Raw genomic sequence first — 16,690 nt, forward strand, 5'->3', positions numbered from 1 at the left:
CCGCAATCGCCGCGTCCGTTGCCGGGAATCGACACTGACACAGGAAGAAGCATGTACGTCATCACCGGAGCCAGCGGCCGCACCGGCCGCGCGGCAGCATCCCACCTGCTGGAACACGGGTACCACGTGCGGGCGGTCGGCCGCGACCCGCGCAACCTCGCGCGTCTCGCCGACGACGGAGCCGAGACCCATCAGGCCGACCAGTCCGACCCGACGGCGATGGCCACCGCTCTGCGCGGGGCCGATGCCGCCTACCTGGTCATCCAACCCAACTACATCCCCGACCACCCCGACTTCGCCGCCTTCCAAGACCAGGCGGCAGCCGCGCTCACCGACGCTGTCACCCGAACCGGGGTGCCTCGTGTCGTAGCGCTCAGCAGCTGGGGAGCACAACACCCCAGCGGCACCGGCCCCGTTGCCGGCCTGCACCGCTTCGAGAACCGTCTCTCGACCGCTCCCGGAGCCGACATCACGTGGCTGCGCGCGGGCTACTACATGGAGAACCTCTTCGATCACCTCGACTCCGTGCGCACCCACCGCCGGATCATCGCGCCATTCGACCCCGACGTGCCATTGCCGCTGGTCACCACGACCGACGTCGGTATCGCCGCGGCCGAGGAACTGGCACGGCCGCAGACCGGTACACGGATCCGGGAACTGCAAGGGGAACGAGACGTGACCATGCACGAGGTCGCGCAGGCGATCACAACAGCGATCGGCGCACCCGTGACCTACGAACGCCGCACCGTGAAGGCGTTCCACGAGCAGCTGCGCGAAGCCGGCGTGTCGGACAACGTCGCCGCGATGATGACGGAAGTCCCGCGCGCCGTGAACACCGGTCACTTGCGCATGACCCAGCCGCGAACCCCGGAAACGACCACCCCGACCTCGCTGGAGTCCTTCATCAGAACCGAATTCGTGCCCGCGCTCAACGCCTCCTGACCAGTCCTGCGAAGACGCTGGAATCGACCTCCCACCGGCAGCCCCGCAGGACCAGCGTCCGAGGGGGCCCAACCGGGCGGGCGCCTCCTGGAAATCGTCGCGGGCGCCCGCCCCTGATCAGTTGTGGATTTCGGTCGACACTGAAGTGATCGTGCGTACGAAACAAGGAGGGCGGAGCTCGACCCGGACCTGCTATTCGTCCGTGCCGTGAGCGGGTGCGCCGACAGCAGGAGCAGCGGGAAAGCCGCTGGCGTCCCGCGTCCGAACGCCCGCGGAGCCGGGCGCGGCCCTCAGACCGCGGCGCGGCGGCGTTGCGGCACGACGGTGTAGCGCGGGTCGCGGGCCGACTGGCGCCCCGCCTCGAAGACGCCGTAGCGGGTCGCCGCTCCGGCCGCCGACAGGCACACCCCGGCCGCCACCGCGGCGACCCGGCTGCGGCGGGCGAACACCGCGCCGACCGCTCCCGCGACGGTCAGGGCCTTCGCCGCGCGCAGCACCGTCCCCGCGCGCCCGGTGCGGTAGACCTCGCCGATCACCTCGTCGCGGTGCTCCATCCGGTGGCTCGCGGCCAGTTCGAGCGCGGCGCCCGCCACCGCCATCCGCCGCGCGGGTGCCGCCTCCCGCGCCGGAGCGACCAGCATCCCGACCGCTCCAGCGCTGGCCACGGCGCTCCCGGCGAACACGTAGGGCAGTTCCCGGAACGGCTCGTGCCAGCCCGGCACGGCGGTGTCGGACAGCAGCACCGCGGTGTAGGTCGTCATGGCGGGCGCGACCACCCCCGCCACCGAGCTGCTGAGCCGTCCCAGCCCCGGCAGCAGGCCGGTCAGGTCGCTGGCCGCCCCGGCCCCGGCCAGCGCGGAGAACGGCGCGAGGATCCAGGACCCCACGCTCAGCGGCGAGGTCGGCTTGAACACCCGCAGCATGTTGAGGAAGCGGGCGGGCCTGCCGAGGTCGTGGATCAGGAACGCGACGCTGGCGGTCGCCCCGGCGGCGGCGCTGATCCGGCCGGTGCGGGTCAGCACCGGCCGCCCGGTCGCGTCGGCCAGCAGCGCCATCGTCGACGAAGCGCCCGCCAGCCCGCCGAGGTAGAGGTAGGCGGGCACGTCCGGCACCTTCCAGACCGGTTCCTTGATCACCGGCCGGCCGTAGTACGACCGGAACTCCGCCTCCGGCACCATCCCCTGCTCCGCCTTCACCGCGTCCTCCCCGCGAAGCACCCGGCGATCAGCGCCGCGCCGGCCAGCGCCGCGCCCGCCGCGTGCCGCCACATCGAGGGCAGGTCCCGGGTGGTGACCACCGGGTCGGGCGGCAGCCCGTAGACCTCCGGCTCGTCGAGCAGCAGGAAGAAGGCCCCGTCGCCACCGACGCCGTCATCGGGTTCGTGCCCGTAGAGCCGGGCGCTGGTGACCCCGCGCTCGTGCAGCTCGTCGACGCGCTGGGCGGCGCGCTCGCGGAGCTCGTCGAGCGGGCCGTACTGGATCGACTCGGTCGGGCAGGCCGTGGCGCAGGCGGGGGCGAGGTCGGCGCCCAGCCGGTCCTGGCACATCGTGCACTTGGCGACCCCACCGGTGTCCGGCCGCTTGTCGATCACCCCGTACGGGCAGGCGGGCACGCAGTACCCGCAGCCGTTGCACACGTCGTCCTGCACGACCACGGTGCCGTGCTCGGACCGGAACAGCGCACCGGTCGGGCACACGTCCAGGCAGGCCGCGTGCGTGCAGTGCTTGCAGACGTCGGAGGACATCAGCCAGCGGATCTGGTCCTCGGGCGGCTGCTCCTGCTCGTCCTGCGGCCCCACCGAGGGCATCCCGAGGTCGACCGCGGGCACCCGCTGCTCGATGAAGGCGACGTGCCGCCACGTCGTGCCGCTGAGCTCGCCGGTGTTGTCGTAGGACATCCCGGTCAGGTCGAGGCCGTCCTCGGGGAGGAGGTTCCACTGCTTGCAGGCCACCTCGCAGGCCTTGCACCCGATGCACACGCTGGTGTCGGTGAAGAACCCGACGCGTTCCGGGTGGTCGGCCGGGTACCCCGCCTCCCCCGCCGGGTCGGGCAGCGGCCCGCTGAGCCGGTTGGCGGTCACTTCTCCTCCTCTCCCGAACGCCGGGGGTCATCGGCGAACTCGGTTCCGGTCAGCTCGGTGATGCCCGCCCGGTGGCGGTACTGCTCGACCAGCTGCAGCAGGTCCGCCCCGCGCGGCCTGCGGCCGGGCCGCAGGTCGCAGGTGCCCGCCTTGGTCTCCATGATGTGCACGTTGGGGTCCAGGGCGACCCCGATCAGCTCGTTGGCCGCGTCGCCGGTGGTCAGCCCGTTCGGGCCCCAGTGCCACGGGATGCCGATCTGGTGCACGGTGCGGTCGCCGTGGCGCAGCGGGCGGATCCGCGAGGTGACCAGCACCCGGCCCTCGATGGCGCTGCGCGCGGTCACCACGGTGGCCCAGTCCAGGTGGGACAGCCCGCGCTCGGCGGCCAGCTCGGGCGAGACCTCCAGGAACATCGCCGGGGCCAGCTCCGACAGGTGCCCCAGCCAGCGGCTCATCCCGCCCGCCGTGTGGTGCTCGGTGAGCCGGAACGTGGTGAACAGGTACGGGAAGACCCCGGCTCCCGGCTCGTCACCGCTGGGCTGGTAGCGGTTCTCCGGCCGCGAGTTGACCTGGCGCGCCGGGTTGCGCTGCTGCGTCGGGTGGAGCTGGTTGGCCAGCGGCGATTCCTGCGGTTCGTAGTGCGCGGGCAGCGGTCCGTCGACCAGGCCGGAAGGCACGTAGAGCCACGCCTTCCCGTCGCTCTGCATCACGAACGGATCGTTGCCCGCCAGGCCCGCCGGTCCGGTCGCGCCCGGTTCGGGGACGTGGTCGGGGCGCTTGGTGGCCTCGAAGTCCGGGACGTCGTGCCCGGTCCAGCGCCCGCTGTCCTCGTCCCACCAGACGTAGGCCTTGCGCTCGCTCCACGGCCTGCCCTCCGGGTCGGCCGAGGCCCGGTTGTAGAGGATGCGCCGGTTGGCCGGCCAGGCCCAGCCCCACTCCGGCGCCACCCAGCTCTGCTCGCCGCCGGGGCGGCGGCGGGCGGACTGGTTGACGTCCTCGGCGTAAACCCCGCAGTAGATCCAGCACCCGCAGCTCGTCGAGCCGTCGGCGGCCAGCTCCGTGTAGGCCGACAGCGGCCGGCCGTCCGGGCCGGTGCCGTTGATCTCCCGCAGCACCGCGGCGGCGCTCGGCTCGTCCAGCGGGCCCTCGGTCGGGTAGTCCCAGGTCAGTTCGAGCAGCGCCCGGTCGCGTTCGGCGAGCTCCCCGCGGGCGGCCAGCTTCGCCCGCAACCGGCGGCCGAGGTGGTAGTAGAACCACAGGTCGCTGCGGCGGTCCCCGGCCGGCTCGACGGCCTTGTGGTGCCACTGCAGCAGCCGCTGGGTGTTGGTGAACGTGCCGTCCTTCTCGGTGTGCGAGGCCGCGGGCAGGAAGAACACCTCGGTGCCGATGTCCTCGGTGGACATCTCGCCGGATTCGACCTCCGGGCCGTCCTTCCAGAACGTGGCGGTCTCGACCATGTTGAGGTCGCGGATCACCAGCCAGTCCAGGGCGGCCAGGCCCATCCGCTGCTGGCGGGAGTTGGCGGTGCCCACCGCCGGGTTCTCGCCGATCACGAAGTAGCCCTTGACCAGGCCGTCGATCTGGTCGGACACGGTCTGGAAGTTGCCGTGGTCGCCGGTCAGCCGCGGCAGCCGGTCGAAGCAGTAGTCGTTGTCGGCCGTGGCGTGCTCGCCCCACCACGCCTTGAGCAGGCTGACCAGGTAGGCGCGCATGTCGCCCCAGAAGCCCTGGGCCTCCTCGTCGTCGGACACGAAGCTGTCGACGTCGGTGTCGGTGTGCGCGTGCGGCATCGGGATGTAGCCGGGCAGCAGGTTGAACAGCGTCGGGATGTCGGTGGAGCCCTGGATGCTGGCGTGCCCGCGCAGCGCGAGGATGCCGCCGCCGGGGCGGCCGATGTTGCCCAGCAGCAGCTGGAGGATCGACGCTGCCCGGATGTACTGGACGCCGACCGTGTGGTGTGTCCAGCCGACGGCGTAGGCGAACGCCGACGTGCGGTCCGGGCCGGAGTTGGCCACCAGCGCCTCGGCGACCCGGAGGAACTCCGCCTGCGGGACGCCGCAGACGCGCTCCACCATCTCCGGGGTGTACCGGGCGTAGTGCCGCTTGAGGAGCTGGAACACGCACCGCGGGTGGCTCAGCGTCGGATCGGTCGCCGCCTCGCCGTGGTACACGGGTCCGCCGGACCCGGCCCGCTCCGGCCTGCTGGCCTGCCGCTCGCGCCCGTGCGCGGTCGACGGACCGCCTCCCGACCGGGGTTCACGCGGCGCCGGGCCGGCACTGCTGCTCTCGTAGCGCCAGCTCGTCGTGTCGTAGCTGCCTTCCACCGGGTCGAAGCCGGAGAACACGCCGGCGAGGTCCTCGGTGTCCTCGAAGTCCTCGCCGATGATCAACGCCGCGTTGGTGTAGGCCAGCACGTAGTCGTGGAAGTAGGCATCGTGGGCCAGCACGTGGCGGATCAGGCCGCCGAGGAACGCGATGTCGCTGCCGGGGCGCAGTGCGACGTGCTGGTCGGCGACCGCCGAGGTGCGGGTGAACCGCGGGTCGACGTGGATGACCGTCGCCCCGCGCCGCTTGGCCTCCATCACCCACTGGAAGCCGACCGGGTGGGCCTCGGCCATGTTGGACCCCTGGATGACGATGCAGTCCGATTCGGCGAGGTCCTGCTGGAAGGTCGTGGCGCCGCCGCGCCCGAAGGAGGTTCCCAGACCGGGAACCGTGGAGGAGTGTCAAATGCGCGCCTGGTTCTCCACCTGGACCGCGCCGAGGGCGGTGTAGAGCTTCTTCATGAGGTAGTTCTCCTCGTTGTCGAGGGTCGCTCCTCCGAGGCTCGCGATGCCCATCGTGCGCCGCAGGTCCCTGCCCTCGGCGTCGGTGTCCTCCCAGGTGGCGTCCCGGGTGGCCAGCACCCGGTCGGCGATCATGTCCAGCGCGGTGTCGAGGTCGAGGTCCTCCCACTCGGTGCCGTGCGGGCGCCGGTAGCGGACCGTGGACTCCCGGTGCGGCGAGGTGACCAGCTCCCGGCTCGCCGATCCCTTCGGGCACAACCGCCCCCGGCTGATCGGCGAGTCCGGGTCGCCCTCGATCTGGGTGATGGCGCCGTCGCGCACGTAGACCCGCTGACCGCAGCCGACGGCGCAGTACGGGCACACCGAGCGCACCACCTCGTCGGCGTCCTCGGTGCGGGCCCGCTGCGCGTCGGTGCTGCGGGAACGCACGGCCGCACCCCGGCCGAGGGGGTCCGAGCCGGTGAGCTGCCGCAGCACCGGCCAGCGCAACCACTCCACCATCGGGTCTCCTCCCCTACCGCTGTTCGCGGTACAGGCACTACCCGGTGATCGCAGCCGTCAAACCCGAACGGCTCAGCCCTGGTCCTCCGCCTGCTTGCGGGGCAGCCAGGTCCACGCGATCAGGGCGGAGAGCAGGATCAGCCCGGCGCCGACCCAGTGCGCCACCTGCAGGCCGTCCATCCAGGCGGTCGTCACCTCCGTCAGCAGCGCCTGACCCGCCTGGCCGAGCTGGGTGGCGACCTGCACACCGCCGGCCAGCGACCCGGTGACGATCTCCCGCACCTCGGCGGGCAGTCCGGCCACCGCGTCGGCGAGCTGCCCGGCGTAGGCGCTGCCCACGACGCTGCCCAGCACCGCGACGCCGAGCGAGGCGCCGACCTCGCGGGTGACGTCGTTGGTCGCCGAGCCCATCCCGGCGCGCTCCCTCGGCACCGAGGCCATGAGCTGATCGGTGGCCGGGGCCATCGCGACGCACATGCCCAGCGCGGTCAGCGACAGCCCGCCCAGCAGGTGCCAGTAGCCGGAGTCGGCGGTCAGCGTGCTCAGCACGGCCATTCCCGCGGCCGACAGCACCAGACCGGTCGAGATGGTGTTGCGGGGCCCGAAGCGGGCCACCAGCCGGGGCACCAGCGGGGCGATCGCGACCATCACCACGGTCATCGGCAACATCGACACCGAGGCGTTGAGCGGCGAGTAGCCGAAAACCAGGATCAGCGTCTGGCTCAGCGCGAAGAACACCCCGACCATCGCGAAGAACACCAGGGTCAGCGCCACCGCCGAGGCCGAGAAGCGCGGGTTGGTGAACAGCGAGACGTCGAGCATCGGGTTCTTGGCCCGCCGCTCCCACAGCACGAACGCGGCCACCAGCACCAGGCCCAGCGCCACCATCAGCAGGGTGCGCGGCGCGGTCCAGCCGACGTGCTGGGCCTCGATCAGCGCGTACACCACCAGCGTGATGCCCGCGGTGGACAGCACGGCCCCGCCGAGGTCGATGCCGCCCAGCGTCTCGTCGCGGCGGCCGTGGTGGGCGGGGACGTAGCGGATGGCGGCGAGCACGCCGACGACCACCACCGGGATGTTGATCACGAACACGGAGTGCCAGCTCGCCACCTCCAGCAGCAGCCCGGCGAGCACCGGGCCGAGCGCGGTGCCGCCGCCGGAGACCGCCGCCCACAGGCTCACCGCCTTGGTGCGCTCGGAGCTGGGGAACACGCTGGTCAGGATGGACAGCGTGACCGGCATGATCATCGCGGCACCGAGGCCGAGCAGGCCGCGCGCGACGATCAGTTCGGCGCTGGAACCGACGAACAGCCACACGTACGCCGACACGATGCCGAACAGCACCATCCCGGCCTGCAGCATCGCCTTGCGGCCGTAGCGGTCGGCGATCGCCGAGGTGGTGAACAGCAGCCCGGCGAACACCAGGGCGTAGGCGTTGTTGAACCACTGCTGCTCGGACATCGAGGCGCCGAGGTCGACCGCGAGGAAGGGCAGCGCCACGCCCAGCGACGTGTTGGCCAGCATCGTCGCGGACAGGGCCAGGCACAGCACCAGCAGCGTCGTCCACCGCCGCCGGTAGACCCCCGGCTCGATGCCCTCGTCGAGGGCCGCCTGCTCCCCCGGCGTCAACTGCTCGGGTGCGTTCACTCCGCTCGGCACGTGGCCGCCTCCAGCTTCCTCGGTTCGACGATCGTCGCGACCAGGTTATGTCAGTCCTGACAATTGTCAGTCATGACGGCAGTCACGCTTGACCGGGGCCCGGGACCGGGGAAACCTGGCGTCATGACCGCCGCCCCGCCGCAACGCCCCGCATCCGCCGAACCCGACCGCAGGCATCGGCGCAGGCAGCGCACCCGGGCGGCGATCGAGGCGGCCGCGCTGGAGCTGTTCACCGCGCAGGGTTTCGGGGCGACCACGGTGGAGCAGATCGCCGAGGCCGCCGACATCGCGCCGCGCACGTTCTTCCGCCACTTCCCCAGCAAGGACGCGGTGCTGTTCGGCGACCCGGCCCACGAGGCCGAGCGGATGCGCGAGGTGATCGCCGAGCTGCCCGCCGGGGTCCCGCCGCTGCGGGCGGTGGCCACCGCGATGCTCGACGCCGCCGACCGGATGGAACCGGACCGGGCCCAGCACCTGATGCGGGCGCGGCTGCTGGACAACCTGGAGTCGGGCTGCGACTACGAGCTCCAGCTGCTCAAGCAGCGCTGGGTCCAGGACATCGCCGAGGTCGTCGCCGAACGCCTCGGCACCGGCACCGACGACCCGCGGGCCGCGGCGTGGACGATGACGCTCATGGCCTGCTTCGGCGCGGCGGTCCACTCCTGGCTGGTGCGCACCGACGACCGGCCGCTGCGGGCGATCTTCGTGGCGCTGCTGGCCGAGACCGGCGGCGGGCTCGTCGAGTTCGCCGAGCAGACCCGGTAACGCCTACCGGCGGCGGCGCTTGTCGAGCTCGTAGCTCACCGCCACCAGGGCGAAGAGGAGCATGCCGACCCCGAGCTCGTCCCAGACGTAGCCACCACCTCGGCCGAACAGCAGGTCGCCCAGGAGCACGCCCGCGCCGCCGAGGAACAGCATCGCGGGCGTCGCGAATCGAAGGGAATGCGTCGCGTTCATCTGCGTCCTCGCCGTGGAATCGCACAACGGTGTTCTCCCGACCGGGCGTTCCGGCCGGCTCGGCTGGTCCCGCACCGCCTCCGGTGGCGGGACGTGGACCTGGTCCGCCGGACGCCGCCGCCGCGTCCGGCGGCGCGCGCACCGCTCGGGGCCCCGCTCCGCGCGGGCACCGTCAGCCGTGCTGGTCGTACGGCACGGCCCGGAGCAGGGTCACCTGCACCGGCCGCTCATCGGGACCCAGGTAGCTGCGCCGGTCCCCTTGCCGCGCCCCCAGCAACGCGGCGCCCAGCGGTGATTCCGGGGAGCAGACCTCCACCCCGTCCGGATCGTTGCCGGACCGGGTGCCGAGCAGGAACGTGTCGGTGTCACCGTCGCCGTCGAACCGGACGGTGAGGACCATGCCCGGCTCGGCGACCCCGTCGTCGGGTGGGGCCTCCCCGATGACGGCGCGGCCGAGCAGGTCCTGGATCTGCTGGATCCGGGCACGTCGGCGAGCGTGATCGGCGAAGTGCTCCGGATCGGCGACCGCGGTGTCCGAGCCGTCCGCGCCGGCGCCGGGATCGCCGCGCAGCTCGGCCAGCTCCGCTCGCAGGCGCTCACAAGCGCTGGGGGTGAGCCAGACCGGCTGAGAGGTGTTCATGGCGACGTCCTGCCTGGTGGGTGCGCGCCGGGGCGGAGCTCCCGCTCGCTCGCGGAGCGGACCGGCGTCCTCGTGGGAACTGGATTCCGGGGGCATGACCGGCCTCCGCGATCCGGCACGCACCCCACCACCCGATGATGACCACTCCGGCGCCACGAGCGGTTATCGATGTCGGACAATCGCGGCGGCCCGATTTGTTCGCTCCCGCCAATCCCCGCGCCCCTCGGTCCTCGCGGCGGGGCGGCGGCGGAGGGCCGGGGAGCGCGGGGACGGGCTTGCGTACAGTCCGGACCGTCGGAATCGGGCGGTGAAGGGGAAGGCGCGTGATCAAGCTCGACAGGTTGGTCACCGTGCTGGGCGGGTACGGCGTCGAGCTCGTCGTCGCCGCCGGACGCGATGCCGAGCTGCGCAGCGTCGCCATGCACGATCCGATCGAGGCCACGCCGACGCGGGGTGATGTGTTCCTGGCCGTCGGTGTCGCCACGGCCGTCCGCGCCGTGGAGCTGGCCGCCGCCGCCGAAGCGGTCGCGGTCCTGGTGCACGCCGACGCCGCCGAGGAGGTCCGGTCGGCCGCCGAGCGCAGCGAGGGGGTCGCCGTGCTGGCCGCCGACCGCGCCCTGTCGTGGAGCTTGCTCGCGGAGCTGGTGTACGGGCTGGTGTTCGAGGGCCGGGAGACCGAATCCGGGCGCGGCCCGAGCGACCTGTTCGCCCTCGCCGATGCCGTGGCCGCCGCCACCGAGGCGCCGGTGACGATCGAGGACCGCCGGTCGCGGGTGGTCGCCTACTCCAGCCGGCAGCACGATGTCGACGAGGTGCGGCACAGCACGATCCTCGCGCGGTCGGTGCCCGAGGAGATCCGGGCGCTGTTCACCCGGCGCGGCGTGTTCGCCCACCTCGCCGAATCCGACGAGCCGTTGTTCGTCGCGCCCTCACCGGAGCACGGACTGCGCGGGCGCACCGTCGTGGCCGTTCGCGCGGGTCGGGAGCTGCTGGGTTCGCTGTGGGCGACCTGCGACACCCCGCTGCCGCGGCACCGCGCCGGCATCTTGCAGGACAGCGCGCGCACGGTGGCCCTGCACCTGCTGCGCTCCCGGGTCAGCGCCGACCTGGAGCGCCACGTCGAATCGGAATTGGTCATCCGGCTGCTGGAGGCCGGGCCCGGCTCCGCCGCGACGCTCGGGAAGCTGGGGCTGGCGCAGAGCCGGTACCGCGTGATCGCCCTGCAGGCCCACGCCGACGGTGATCAGCACGCCGCCGCCCTGCTCGCCTTCGAACGCGCCACCACCGGGTTCGGCTGGTCGCGCCTGAGCCGCAGCGCGCTGTTCGGCAGCACGGTGTACACGATCCTGCCGTGCGGTGAGGACCCCCGGCCGGCGCGGGACTGGCTCCACGACGTCACCGCCCACCTCCCCGGCCACCTCACGACGGTGGCGGGGATCGGTGCTCCGGCCACGCCCGACCAGTTGCCCGCGAGCAGGAGCGAAGCCGACGAGTGCCTCGCACTGCACGCGAGCAGGCACGCGGGCCCGCCGATCAGCTACGACGAATCCTGGGACCAGGTGCTGCTGCAGCGGTTGCGCCGCGCGGCCGCATCGGGTCGGACCCCCTCCCGGGGCCCGCTCACCGACCTCGCCCACCACGACGCGGCCTACGCCACCCAGTACCTGCCCACCCTGCGCGCCTGGCTGCAGGCCCACGGGGACCTGCCGACCACCGCGGGCCTGCTCGACGTGCACCCGAACACCGTGCGCTACCGCATGCGGCGGATGCATCAGATCACCGAGCTCCCGCTCGACGACCCGGACAAGCGCCTGGCCATGCTCATCTCGCTGGCCGTCGAAGACGGCCCGGGCTGATCGGCCGAGCCGCCCTGGCTCACTTGGCCGGGCGGTGGTTCTCGACGTGGTCGATGAGGTCGGCGGCGTGCTCGGCGACCAGCGCCGGGCGGCTGCGGGGCAGCCAGTGGCCGCCGGGCACCCGGGAGATGCGCAGGTCCGGCACCCACGGCTCGATCTCGGTCTGCACGGGCGCGGAGACGAACGGGTCGCCGGCCGGGGCGAGGACCTGCACCGGCAGCCCGGTGCGGCGGGGCCGCCGGGCACCCGACCGGGGCCGGATGTTCTCCCGGTACAGCGCCAGGCCGCGCACCCCGTCGGCGAGCGCGGGCCGGGTGGGGCGCGCCGCGGCGCGCCGGTCCGGCCGTTCCAGCGCGCGGAGCAGCCGGGGCAGCGCCCCGGAGCGCCAGGCCAGCTCGGGCAACGCCGGGAGCTGGAAGAAACCGATGTAGCCGGAGCGGACGAGCTGGGTGAGCAGCGCGCGCAGCCCGGCCGGGGTCGGACGGCGGAGCTTGTCCCGGATCCACCGGCCCGCGTGGTCCAGGCAGGGACCCGAGATCGAGGTGAACGAGGCGAACCGGTCGTCGGCGCGGGGATCGGTCACCGCGTGCCAGGTCTGGATCGCCCCCCAGTCGTGCGCGACCAGGTGCACCGGACTCCCCGGGGCGACGGCGTCGGCCACCCGGCGCAGGTCCTCGGCGAGCCGGTCGAGGCGGAAGCCGGAGCGCCGCGCCGGGACTCCGGCCCGCCCGGCGCCGCGCACGTCGTGGGCGACCACGTGGAAGCGCTCGGCGAGCACGTCGGCGACCCCGTCCCACACCGCGTGGTCGTCGGGATAGCCGTGCACCAGCAGCACCGTCGGCGCGGCGGGGTCGCCGCGCTCCCAGACCGGCAGCCGCAGCCCGTCCGCGGTGTCGACCCAGTGCTGCGGCTCCGTGGGCTGCGGCTCCGACGTAGGCGGCATGATCGGAGCATAACCAACGTTGTCAACGGCCATTGGCAAGGTCGCGGGCTGATCAGCCCGGTGCGGCGCCGCCCTCTAGAGTGCGCGGCATGGTGGACACCCGACGGCAGATCCCGGGGACCGACCGGGTGCTGAGCGAGCCCGAGGTGGCCCGGGAAGTGGCCCGGCTCGGCGCCGACCTGGTCAAGCGCGCGGTGCACGAGGCCCAGCGCAGCGCCCGCGACGACGAGATCGCCCCCGGCGAGGTGGTCGAGCGGACGCTGGCCGGGCTGCCCGCCTCGGCCAGCGCGGTGCGCCGGGTGCTCAACGCGACCGGCGTGCTGCTGCACACCAACCTCGGCCGCGCGCCGCTGTCCGAGGCCGCGGTCGACGCGCTGCGCCACGCCGCGGGCACCACCGACGTGGAGCTCGACCTGCGCACCGGCAGGCGCGGGCCCCGGGGCGCGTCGGTGCTGCGCGCGCTCACCGAGGAGGTGCCCGCGGCCGGAGCCGCGCACGTGGTGAACAACGGGGCGGCCGCGCTGTCGCTGGCCGCCACCGCGCTCGCCCAGGACCGCGAGATCGTGCTGGCCCGCGGCGAGATGGTCGAGATCGGCGACGGGTTCCGCATCCCCGAGCTGCTCACCGCCACCGGCGCCCGGTTGCGGGAGGTCGGCACCACCAACCGGGTGCGGCTCGACGACTACCGGGCGGCGCTGGGACCGGACACCGGTTTCATCCTGAAGGTCCACCCGTCGAACTTCGTGATCAGCGGCTTCACCGCCGACGTCCCGGTCGCGGCGCTGCGCGGGCTCGACGTGCCGGTGGTCGCCGACATCGGCTCCGGCCTGCTGCACCCGCACCCGGTGCTGCCGCGCGAGCCGGACGCCAGCACCAGCCTCACCGACGGCGCCGACCTGGTCATCGCCAGCGGGGACAAACTCCTCGGCGGACCGCAGGCGGGGCTGCTGCTGGGCCGCGAGGAGATCGTCCAGCGGCTGCGGCGGCATCCGCTGGCCCGCGCGCTGCGGGTGGACAAGCTGACGCTGGCCGCGCTGGAAGCCACCCTGCGCGGCCCGCGCACGCCGGTCGAGCGTGCGCTGCGGCAGGACCCGGAGCAGCTGCGCCTCCGCGCCGACCGGCTGGCCGACGCGCTGGCCGCGGCCGGTGTCCCCGCCACCGCGCGGGACTCGGCGGCGACCGTCGGCGGCGGTGGCGCACCGGGCGTCGAGCTGCCCAGCGCCGCCGTCGAACTGCCCGAGCACTACGCCGCGCCGCTGCGCACCGGGGAACCGCCGGTGCTCGCCCGGCTGGAGCAGGGGCGCTGCCTGCTCGACCTCGCCGCGCTCGCCCCGGACGACGACGACCTCCTCCGCCGCACCGTGCTGGGAGTCCGCTGATGCACGTGATCGCCACCGCCGGGCACGTCGACCACGGCAAGTCGACGCTGATCCGCGCGCTCACCGGGATGGAACCGGACCGCTGGGCCGAGGAACGCCGCCGGGGGCTGACCATCGACCTCGGCTTCGCCTGGACCGATCTCGATGCCGAGCGGGTCGCCTTCGTCGACGTCCCCGGGCACGGGCGGTTCGTCCCGAACATGCTCGCCGGGATCGGCCCGGTGCCCGCCGCGCTGCTCGCGGTCGCCGCGGACGAGGGCTGGCAGGAGCAGTCCACCGAGCACCTCGACGCGCTCGACGCGCTGGGCGTGCGGCACGGGGTCCTCGCCGTGACCCGCTGCGACCTCGCCGATCCCGCCGACGCGCTCGCCCAGGCCCGCGAACGGCTCGACGGCACGGCGCTGGCCGACGTGCCCGCGGTACCGGTCAGCGCCACCACCGGCGCGGGCCTGGACCGGTTGCGCACCGCGCTGGCCGACCTGGTCGGCGGGCTGCCCGAACCGGACCCGGAGGCCGATCCCCGGCTGTGGGTGGACCGGGCGTTCACCATCCGGGGCGCCGGGACGGTGGTGACCGGCACGCTGGCCGCCGGACGGCTGCGGGTCGGCCAGCGGCTCCGGCTGCACCCGGCGGGCCGGGACGTCGTGGTCCGCGGGCTGCAGGCGCTGGGCGCCGAGGCGGCGGAGGTCACCGGCGTGGCCCGGGTGGCGGTCAACCTGCGCGGCGCGGACCTGGACCAGGTCCGCCGGGGCGATGCGCTGCTCGCGCCCGGCCGGTGGCTCGACGTCACCGAATTCGACGCCCGGGTGCCGGATGCCGCGGCGCTGCCGCGCGAGCCGGTGCTGCACGTCGGCGCCGCCGCGGTGCCGGTGCGGGTCCGGCCGCTGGGCGCGGACACCGCCCGGCTCACCACCTCCTCGCCGCTGCCGCTGCGCATCGGGGACCGGGCGCTGCTGCGCGATCCCGGGGCGCACCGGATCGCGGGCGGGCTCGTGGTGCTCGACGTGCGGCCGCCCGCGCTGACCCGCCGCGGGGCGGCCCGGTCGCGGGCCGCGGAGCTGGCCGGGCTGACCGGCCGTCCCGACGCGGCCGCGGAACTGCGCCGCCGCGGCTTGGTGCACGTCGACGAGCTGCGCGGGATGGGCGCCGCACCGCCGTCGGCCGGCCCCTGGCTGCTCGACGACCGCCGCCGGGACGAGCTCGCCGCCCGGCTGCCCGACCTGGTCCGCGAGCACCAGCGCGCCCACCCGCTCGACGACGGGATGCCCGCCGAGGCCGCCCGCCGCGCGCTCGGCCTGCCCGACGCCGCGCTGTTCGAGGCGGTGGCCCGGGCCGCCGGGCTGACGCCGCGGGAGGGGCGGATCGGGTCGTCCGACCGGTTGCCGGAGGGGGTGCGCACGGCGGTGGAGGCGATCCGCGCCGACCTCGCCGAGCAGCCGTTCCAGGCCCCGACCGCCGACCGGCTGCACGCCCTCGGCCTCGGCGAGCGCGAACTCGCCGCCGCCGAGCGCACCGGCGCGCTGGTGCGGCTCGCCCCCGGACTGGTGCTGCTGCCCGACGCCCTGGACGCCGCCGTGCAGCGGCTGGCGGAGCTGCCCGAACCGTTCACCCTCAGCCAGGCGCGGCAGGCGCTGGGCACCTCCCGGCGGGTGGCGGTGCCGCTGCTGGAGCTGCTGGCCGCGCGCGGGCGCACCAAGCGCACCCCCGACGGCGGGCACTGCCTGGTCACCGGCTGAGCCTCGGCGGATCTGGCGATCACGCGGCGGTCACCGCATGGTGGAGACCTCGGCAGGCGTGCGCCGGGCGGAGGGAGGCAGCGATGCCGCGCAAGATCTGGACGGGTTCGATCAACTTCGGCCTCGTCACCATCCCGGTCGGGCTCTACGCCGCGACCGAGGACCACACGATCGCGTTCCACCAGTACCAGCGGGGCACCGCGGACCGGGTGCGCTACCGGCGGGTGAACGAGCGGACCGGCGATGAGGTCGACTACAACGACATCGTCAAGGGCCGCGAGATCGGTGGTGCGGTGATCACCGTGGAGCCCTCGGAGCTGGAGGAGATCGCGCCGGGGCGGTCCCGCACCATCGACATCACCACCTTCGTCGACCTCGACGAGATCGACCCGGTGTTCTTCCAGAAGACCTACTGGCTGGCGCCGAACAAGAAGGACAACTTCCGGCCCTACAACCTGCTCCGCCAGGCGATGCAGGAGACCAACCAGGCGGGCATCGCGCGGTTCGTGCTGCGCGGCAAGCAGTACCTCACCGCGGTGCGCGCCGACGACACCGCCCTGGCGCTCAACACCCTGTTCTTCGCCGACGAGATCCGCGATCCCGCCGACATCCTGGACACCGACGCCGCGCAGGCCGAGCCGGCGGGCAAGGAGCTCCAGATGGCGACCACGATCATCGAGTCGATGAGCGGCGCGTGGGAACCCGAGGAGTACGCCGACACCTACACCGCCGAGGTCGAGCGGCTGCTGGCCGAGAAGGCCGAAGGAGCGGTGCCGGAGGCGGCCGAACCGCCGCCGGAGGCCACCGACGTCATCGACCTCACCGAAGCGCTGCGGCGCAGCGTCGACCAGGCGCGGTCGTCCCGCGGCGGCTCGCGGTCGAGCCGGCGGTCGGAACTGGCGGAGCTGACCAAGGGCGAGCTCGACGACCGCGCCCGGGAGCTCGGCGTCCGGGGCCGGTCCAAGATGAAGCGCGACGAGCTGGAGGCGGCGGTGGCCGAGGCGAGCGGCGGGCGCGCCCGCCGGGCTTCCTGAGCCGGGTTTCCTGAATTCGCCGGGCGGGGATGCCCAGGGCCTGCTGGGGGTTCAGGCCCTGGGCATCAGGACACCGCACGAGGGGGTGTGCGCGGTGACCCGGCGAGCATATCGGTGAATCGTTCAACAGTCAGCGATCCGCGGGACAACGGTGTCGTCGGTCACCTTCCGCGCTCC

The 16,690-nt window shown here is 73.8% G+C and carries 13 protein-coding genes; 6 read left to right on the top strand and 7 right to left on the bottom strand.

Features of this window, described 5'->3' with window-relative positions; translation table 11 throughout:
• Positions 1 to 51 precede the first annotated feature (51 nt).
• Positions 52 to 942, top strand: a complete 891-nt coding sequence (locus ACQP0T_RS14615) for an NmrA family NAD(P)-binding protein (RefSeq protein WP_433868561.1) — start codon at positions 52 to 54, stop codon at positions 940 to 942.
• 290 nt (positions 943 to 1,232) lie between these two features.
• On the opposite strand, the gene nrfD is transcribed toward ACQP0T_RS14615, so the two are convergent.
• The 4 genes from nrfD to ACQP0T_RS14635 form a co-directional block, all read right to left on the bottom strand.
• Positions 1,233 to 2,120 (bottom strand): NrfD/PsrC family molybdoenzyme membrane anchor subunit, encoded by an 888-nt coding sequence (gene nrfD, locus ACQP0T_RS14620; protein WP_433873722.1) that lies wholly within the window; start codon positions 2,118 to 2,120, stop codon positions 1,233 to 1,235.
• A gap of 14 nt (positions 2,121 to 2,134) precedes the next feature.
• Positions 2,135 to 3,022: a 4Fe-4S dicluster domain-containing protein gene (locus tag ACQP0T_RS14625; RefSeq protein ID WP_433868562.1), complete on the bottom strand. Its 888-nt coding sequence runs from the start codon at positions 3,020 to 3,022 to the stop codon at positions 2,135 to 2,137.
• On the bottom strand, positions 3,019 to 6,309 hold the full coding sequence (gene fdh / locus ACQP0T_RS14630) for a formate dehydrogenase (RefSeq protein WP_433868563.1): 3,291 nt from the start codon (positions 6,307 to 6,309) through the stop codon (positions 3,019 to 3,021). Before fdh ends, ACQP0T_RS14625 begins: the two co-directional genes overlap by 4 nt.
• Before the next feature lie 72 nt (positions 6,310 to 6,381).
• A complete protein-coding gene (locus ACQP0T_RS14635) occupies positions 6,382 to 7,968 on the bottom strand; it encodes an MFS transporter (protein WP_433868564.1) in 1,587 nt (528 codons plus the stop codon).
• Between the two features lie 123 nt (positions 7,969 to 8,091).
• Here ACQP0T_RS14635 and ACQP0T_RS14640 point away from each other — a divergent pair, with 123 nt between their 5' ends.
• Positions 8,092 to 8,733, top strand: coding sequence for a TetR/AcrR family transcriptional regulator (locus ACQP0T_RS14640; RefSeq protein WP_433868565.1), 642 nt, complete (start codon positions 8,092 to 8,094; stop codon positions 8,731 to 8,733).
• A gap of 3 nt (positions 8,734 to 8,736) precedes the next feature.
• Here ACQP0T_RS14640 and ACQP0T_RS14645 read toward each other — a convergent pair whose 3' ends face one another.
• Positions 8,737 to 8,925, bottom strand: coding sequence for a hypothetical protein (locus ACQP0T_RS14645; protein ID WP_433868566.1), 189 nt, complete (start codon positions 8,923 to 8,925; stop codon positions 8,737 to 8,739).
• Positions 8,926 to 9,097: 172 nt separating this feature from the next.
• Positions 9,098 to 9,565, bottom strand: a complete 468-nt coding sequence (locus ACQP0T_RS14650) for a GreA/GreB family elongation factor (RefSeq protein ID WP_433868567.1) — start codon at positions 9,563 to 9,565, stop codon at positions 9,098 to 9,100.
• A gap of 323 nt (positions 9,566 to 9,888) precedes the next feature.
• On the opposite strand from ACQP0T_RS14650, the gene ACQP0T_RS14655 reads away from it, so the two are divergent.
• On the top strand, positions 9,889 to 11,421 hold the full coding sequence (locus ACQP0T_RS14655; RefSeq protein WP_433868568.1) for a PucR family transcriptional regulator: 1,533 nt from the start codon (positions 9,889 to 9,891) through the stop codon (positions 11,419 to 11,421).
• A gap of 19 nt (positions 11,422 to 11,440) precedes the next feature.
• Here the strand turns inward: ACQP0T_RS14655 and ACQP0T_RS14660 are convergent, their stop codons facing one another.
• On the bottom strand, positions 11,441 to 12,364 hold the full coding sequence (locus ACQP0T_RS14660) for an alpha/beta fold hydrolase (RefSeq protein ID WP_433868569.1): 924 nt from the start codon (positions 12,362 to 12,364) through the stop codon (positions 11,441 to 11,443).
• Positions 12,365 to 12,453: 89 nt separating this feature from the next.
• Between ACQP0T_RS14660 and selA the strand changes: the two genes are divergently transcribed.
• The 3 genes from selA (at position 12,454) to ACQP0T_RS14675 (ending at position 16,513) form a co-directional block, all read left to right on the top strand.
• Positions 12,454 to 13,743, top strand: coding sequence for an L-seryl-tRNA(Sec) selenium transferase (selA, locus tag ACQP0T_RS14665; protein WP_433868570.1), 1,290 nt, complete (start codon positions 12,454 to 12,456; stop codon positions 13,741 to 13,743).
• Entirely contained in the window at positions 13,743 to 15,479 is a 1,737-nt protein-coding gene (selB, locus tag ACQP0T_RS14670) for a selenocysteine-specific translation elongation factor (RefSeq protein ID WP_433868572.1), read from the top strand. The genes selA and selB overlap by 1 nt, the downstream gene beginning before the upstream one ends.
• Positions 15,480 to 15,562: 83 nt before the next feature.
• Complete coding sequence (locus tag ACQP0T_RS14675) at positions 15,563 to 16,513, top strand: Ku protein (RefSeq protein ID WP_433868573.1); 951 nt, start codon at positions 15,563 to 15,565, stop codon at positions 16,511 to 16,513.
• Positions 16,514 to 16,690: the final 177 nt, after the last annotated feature.

The sequence above is a fragment of the Saccharopolyspora sp. CA-218241 genome (genome assembly GCF_050954615.1).
In the GTDB taxonomy this organism is placed as follows: Bacteria; Actinomycetota; Actinomycetes; order Mycobacteriales; family Pseudonocardiaceae; genus Saccharopolyspora; species Saccharopolyspora cebuensis.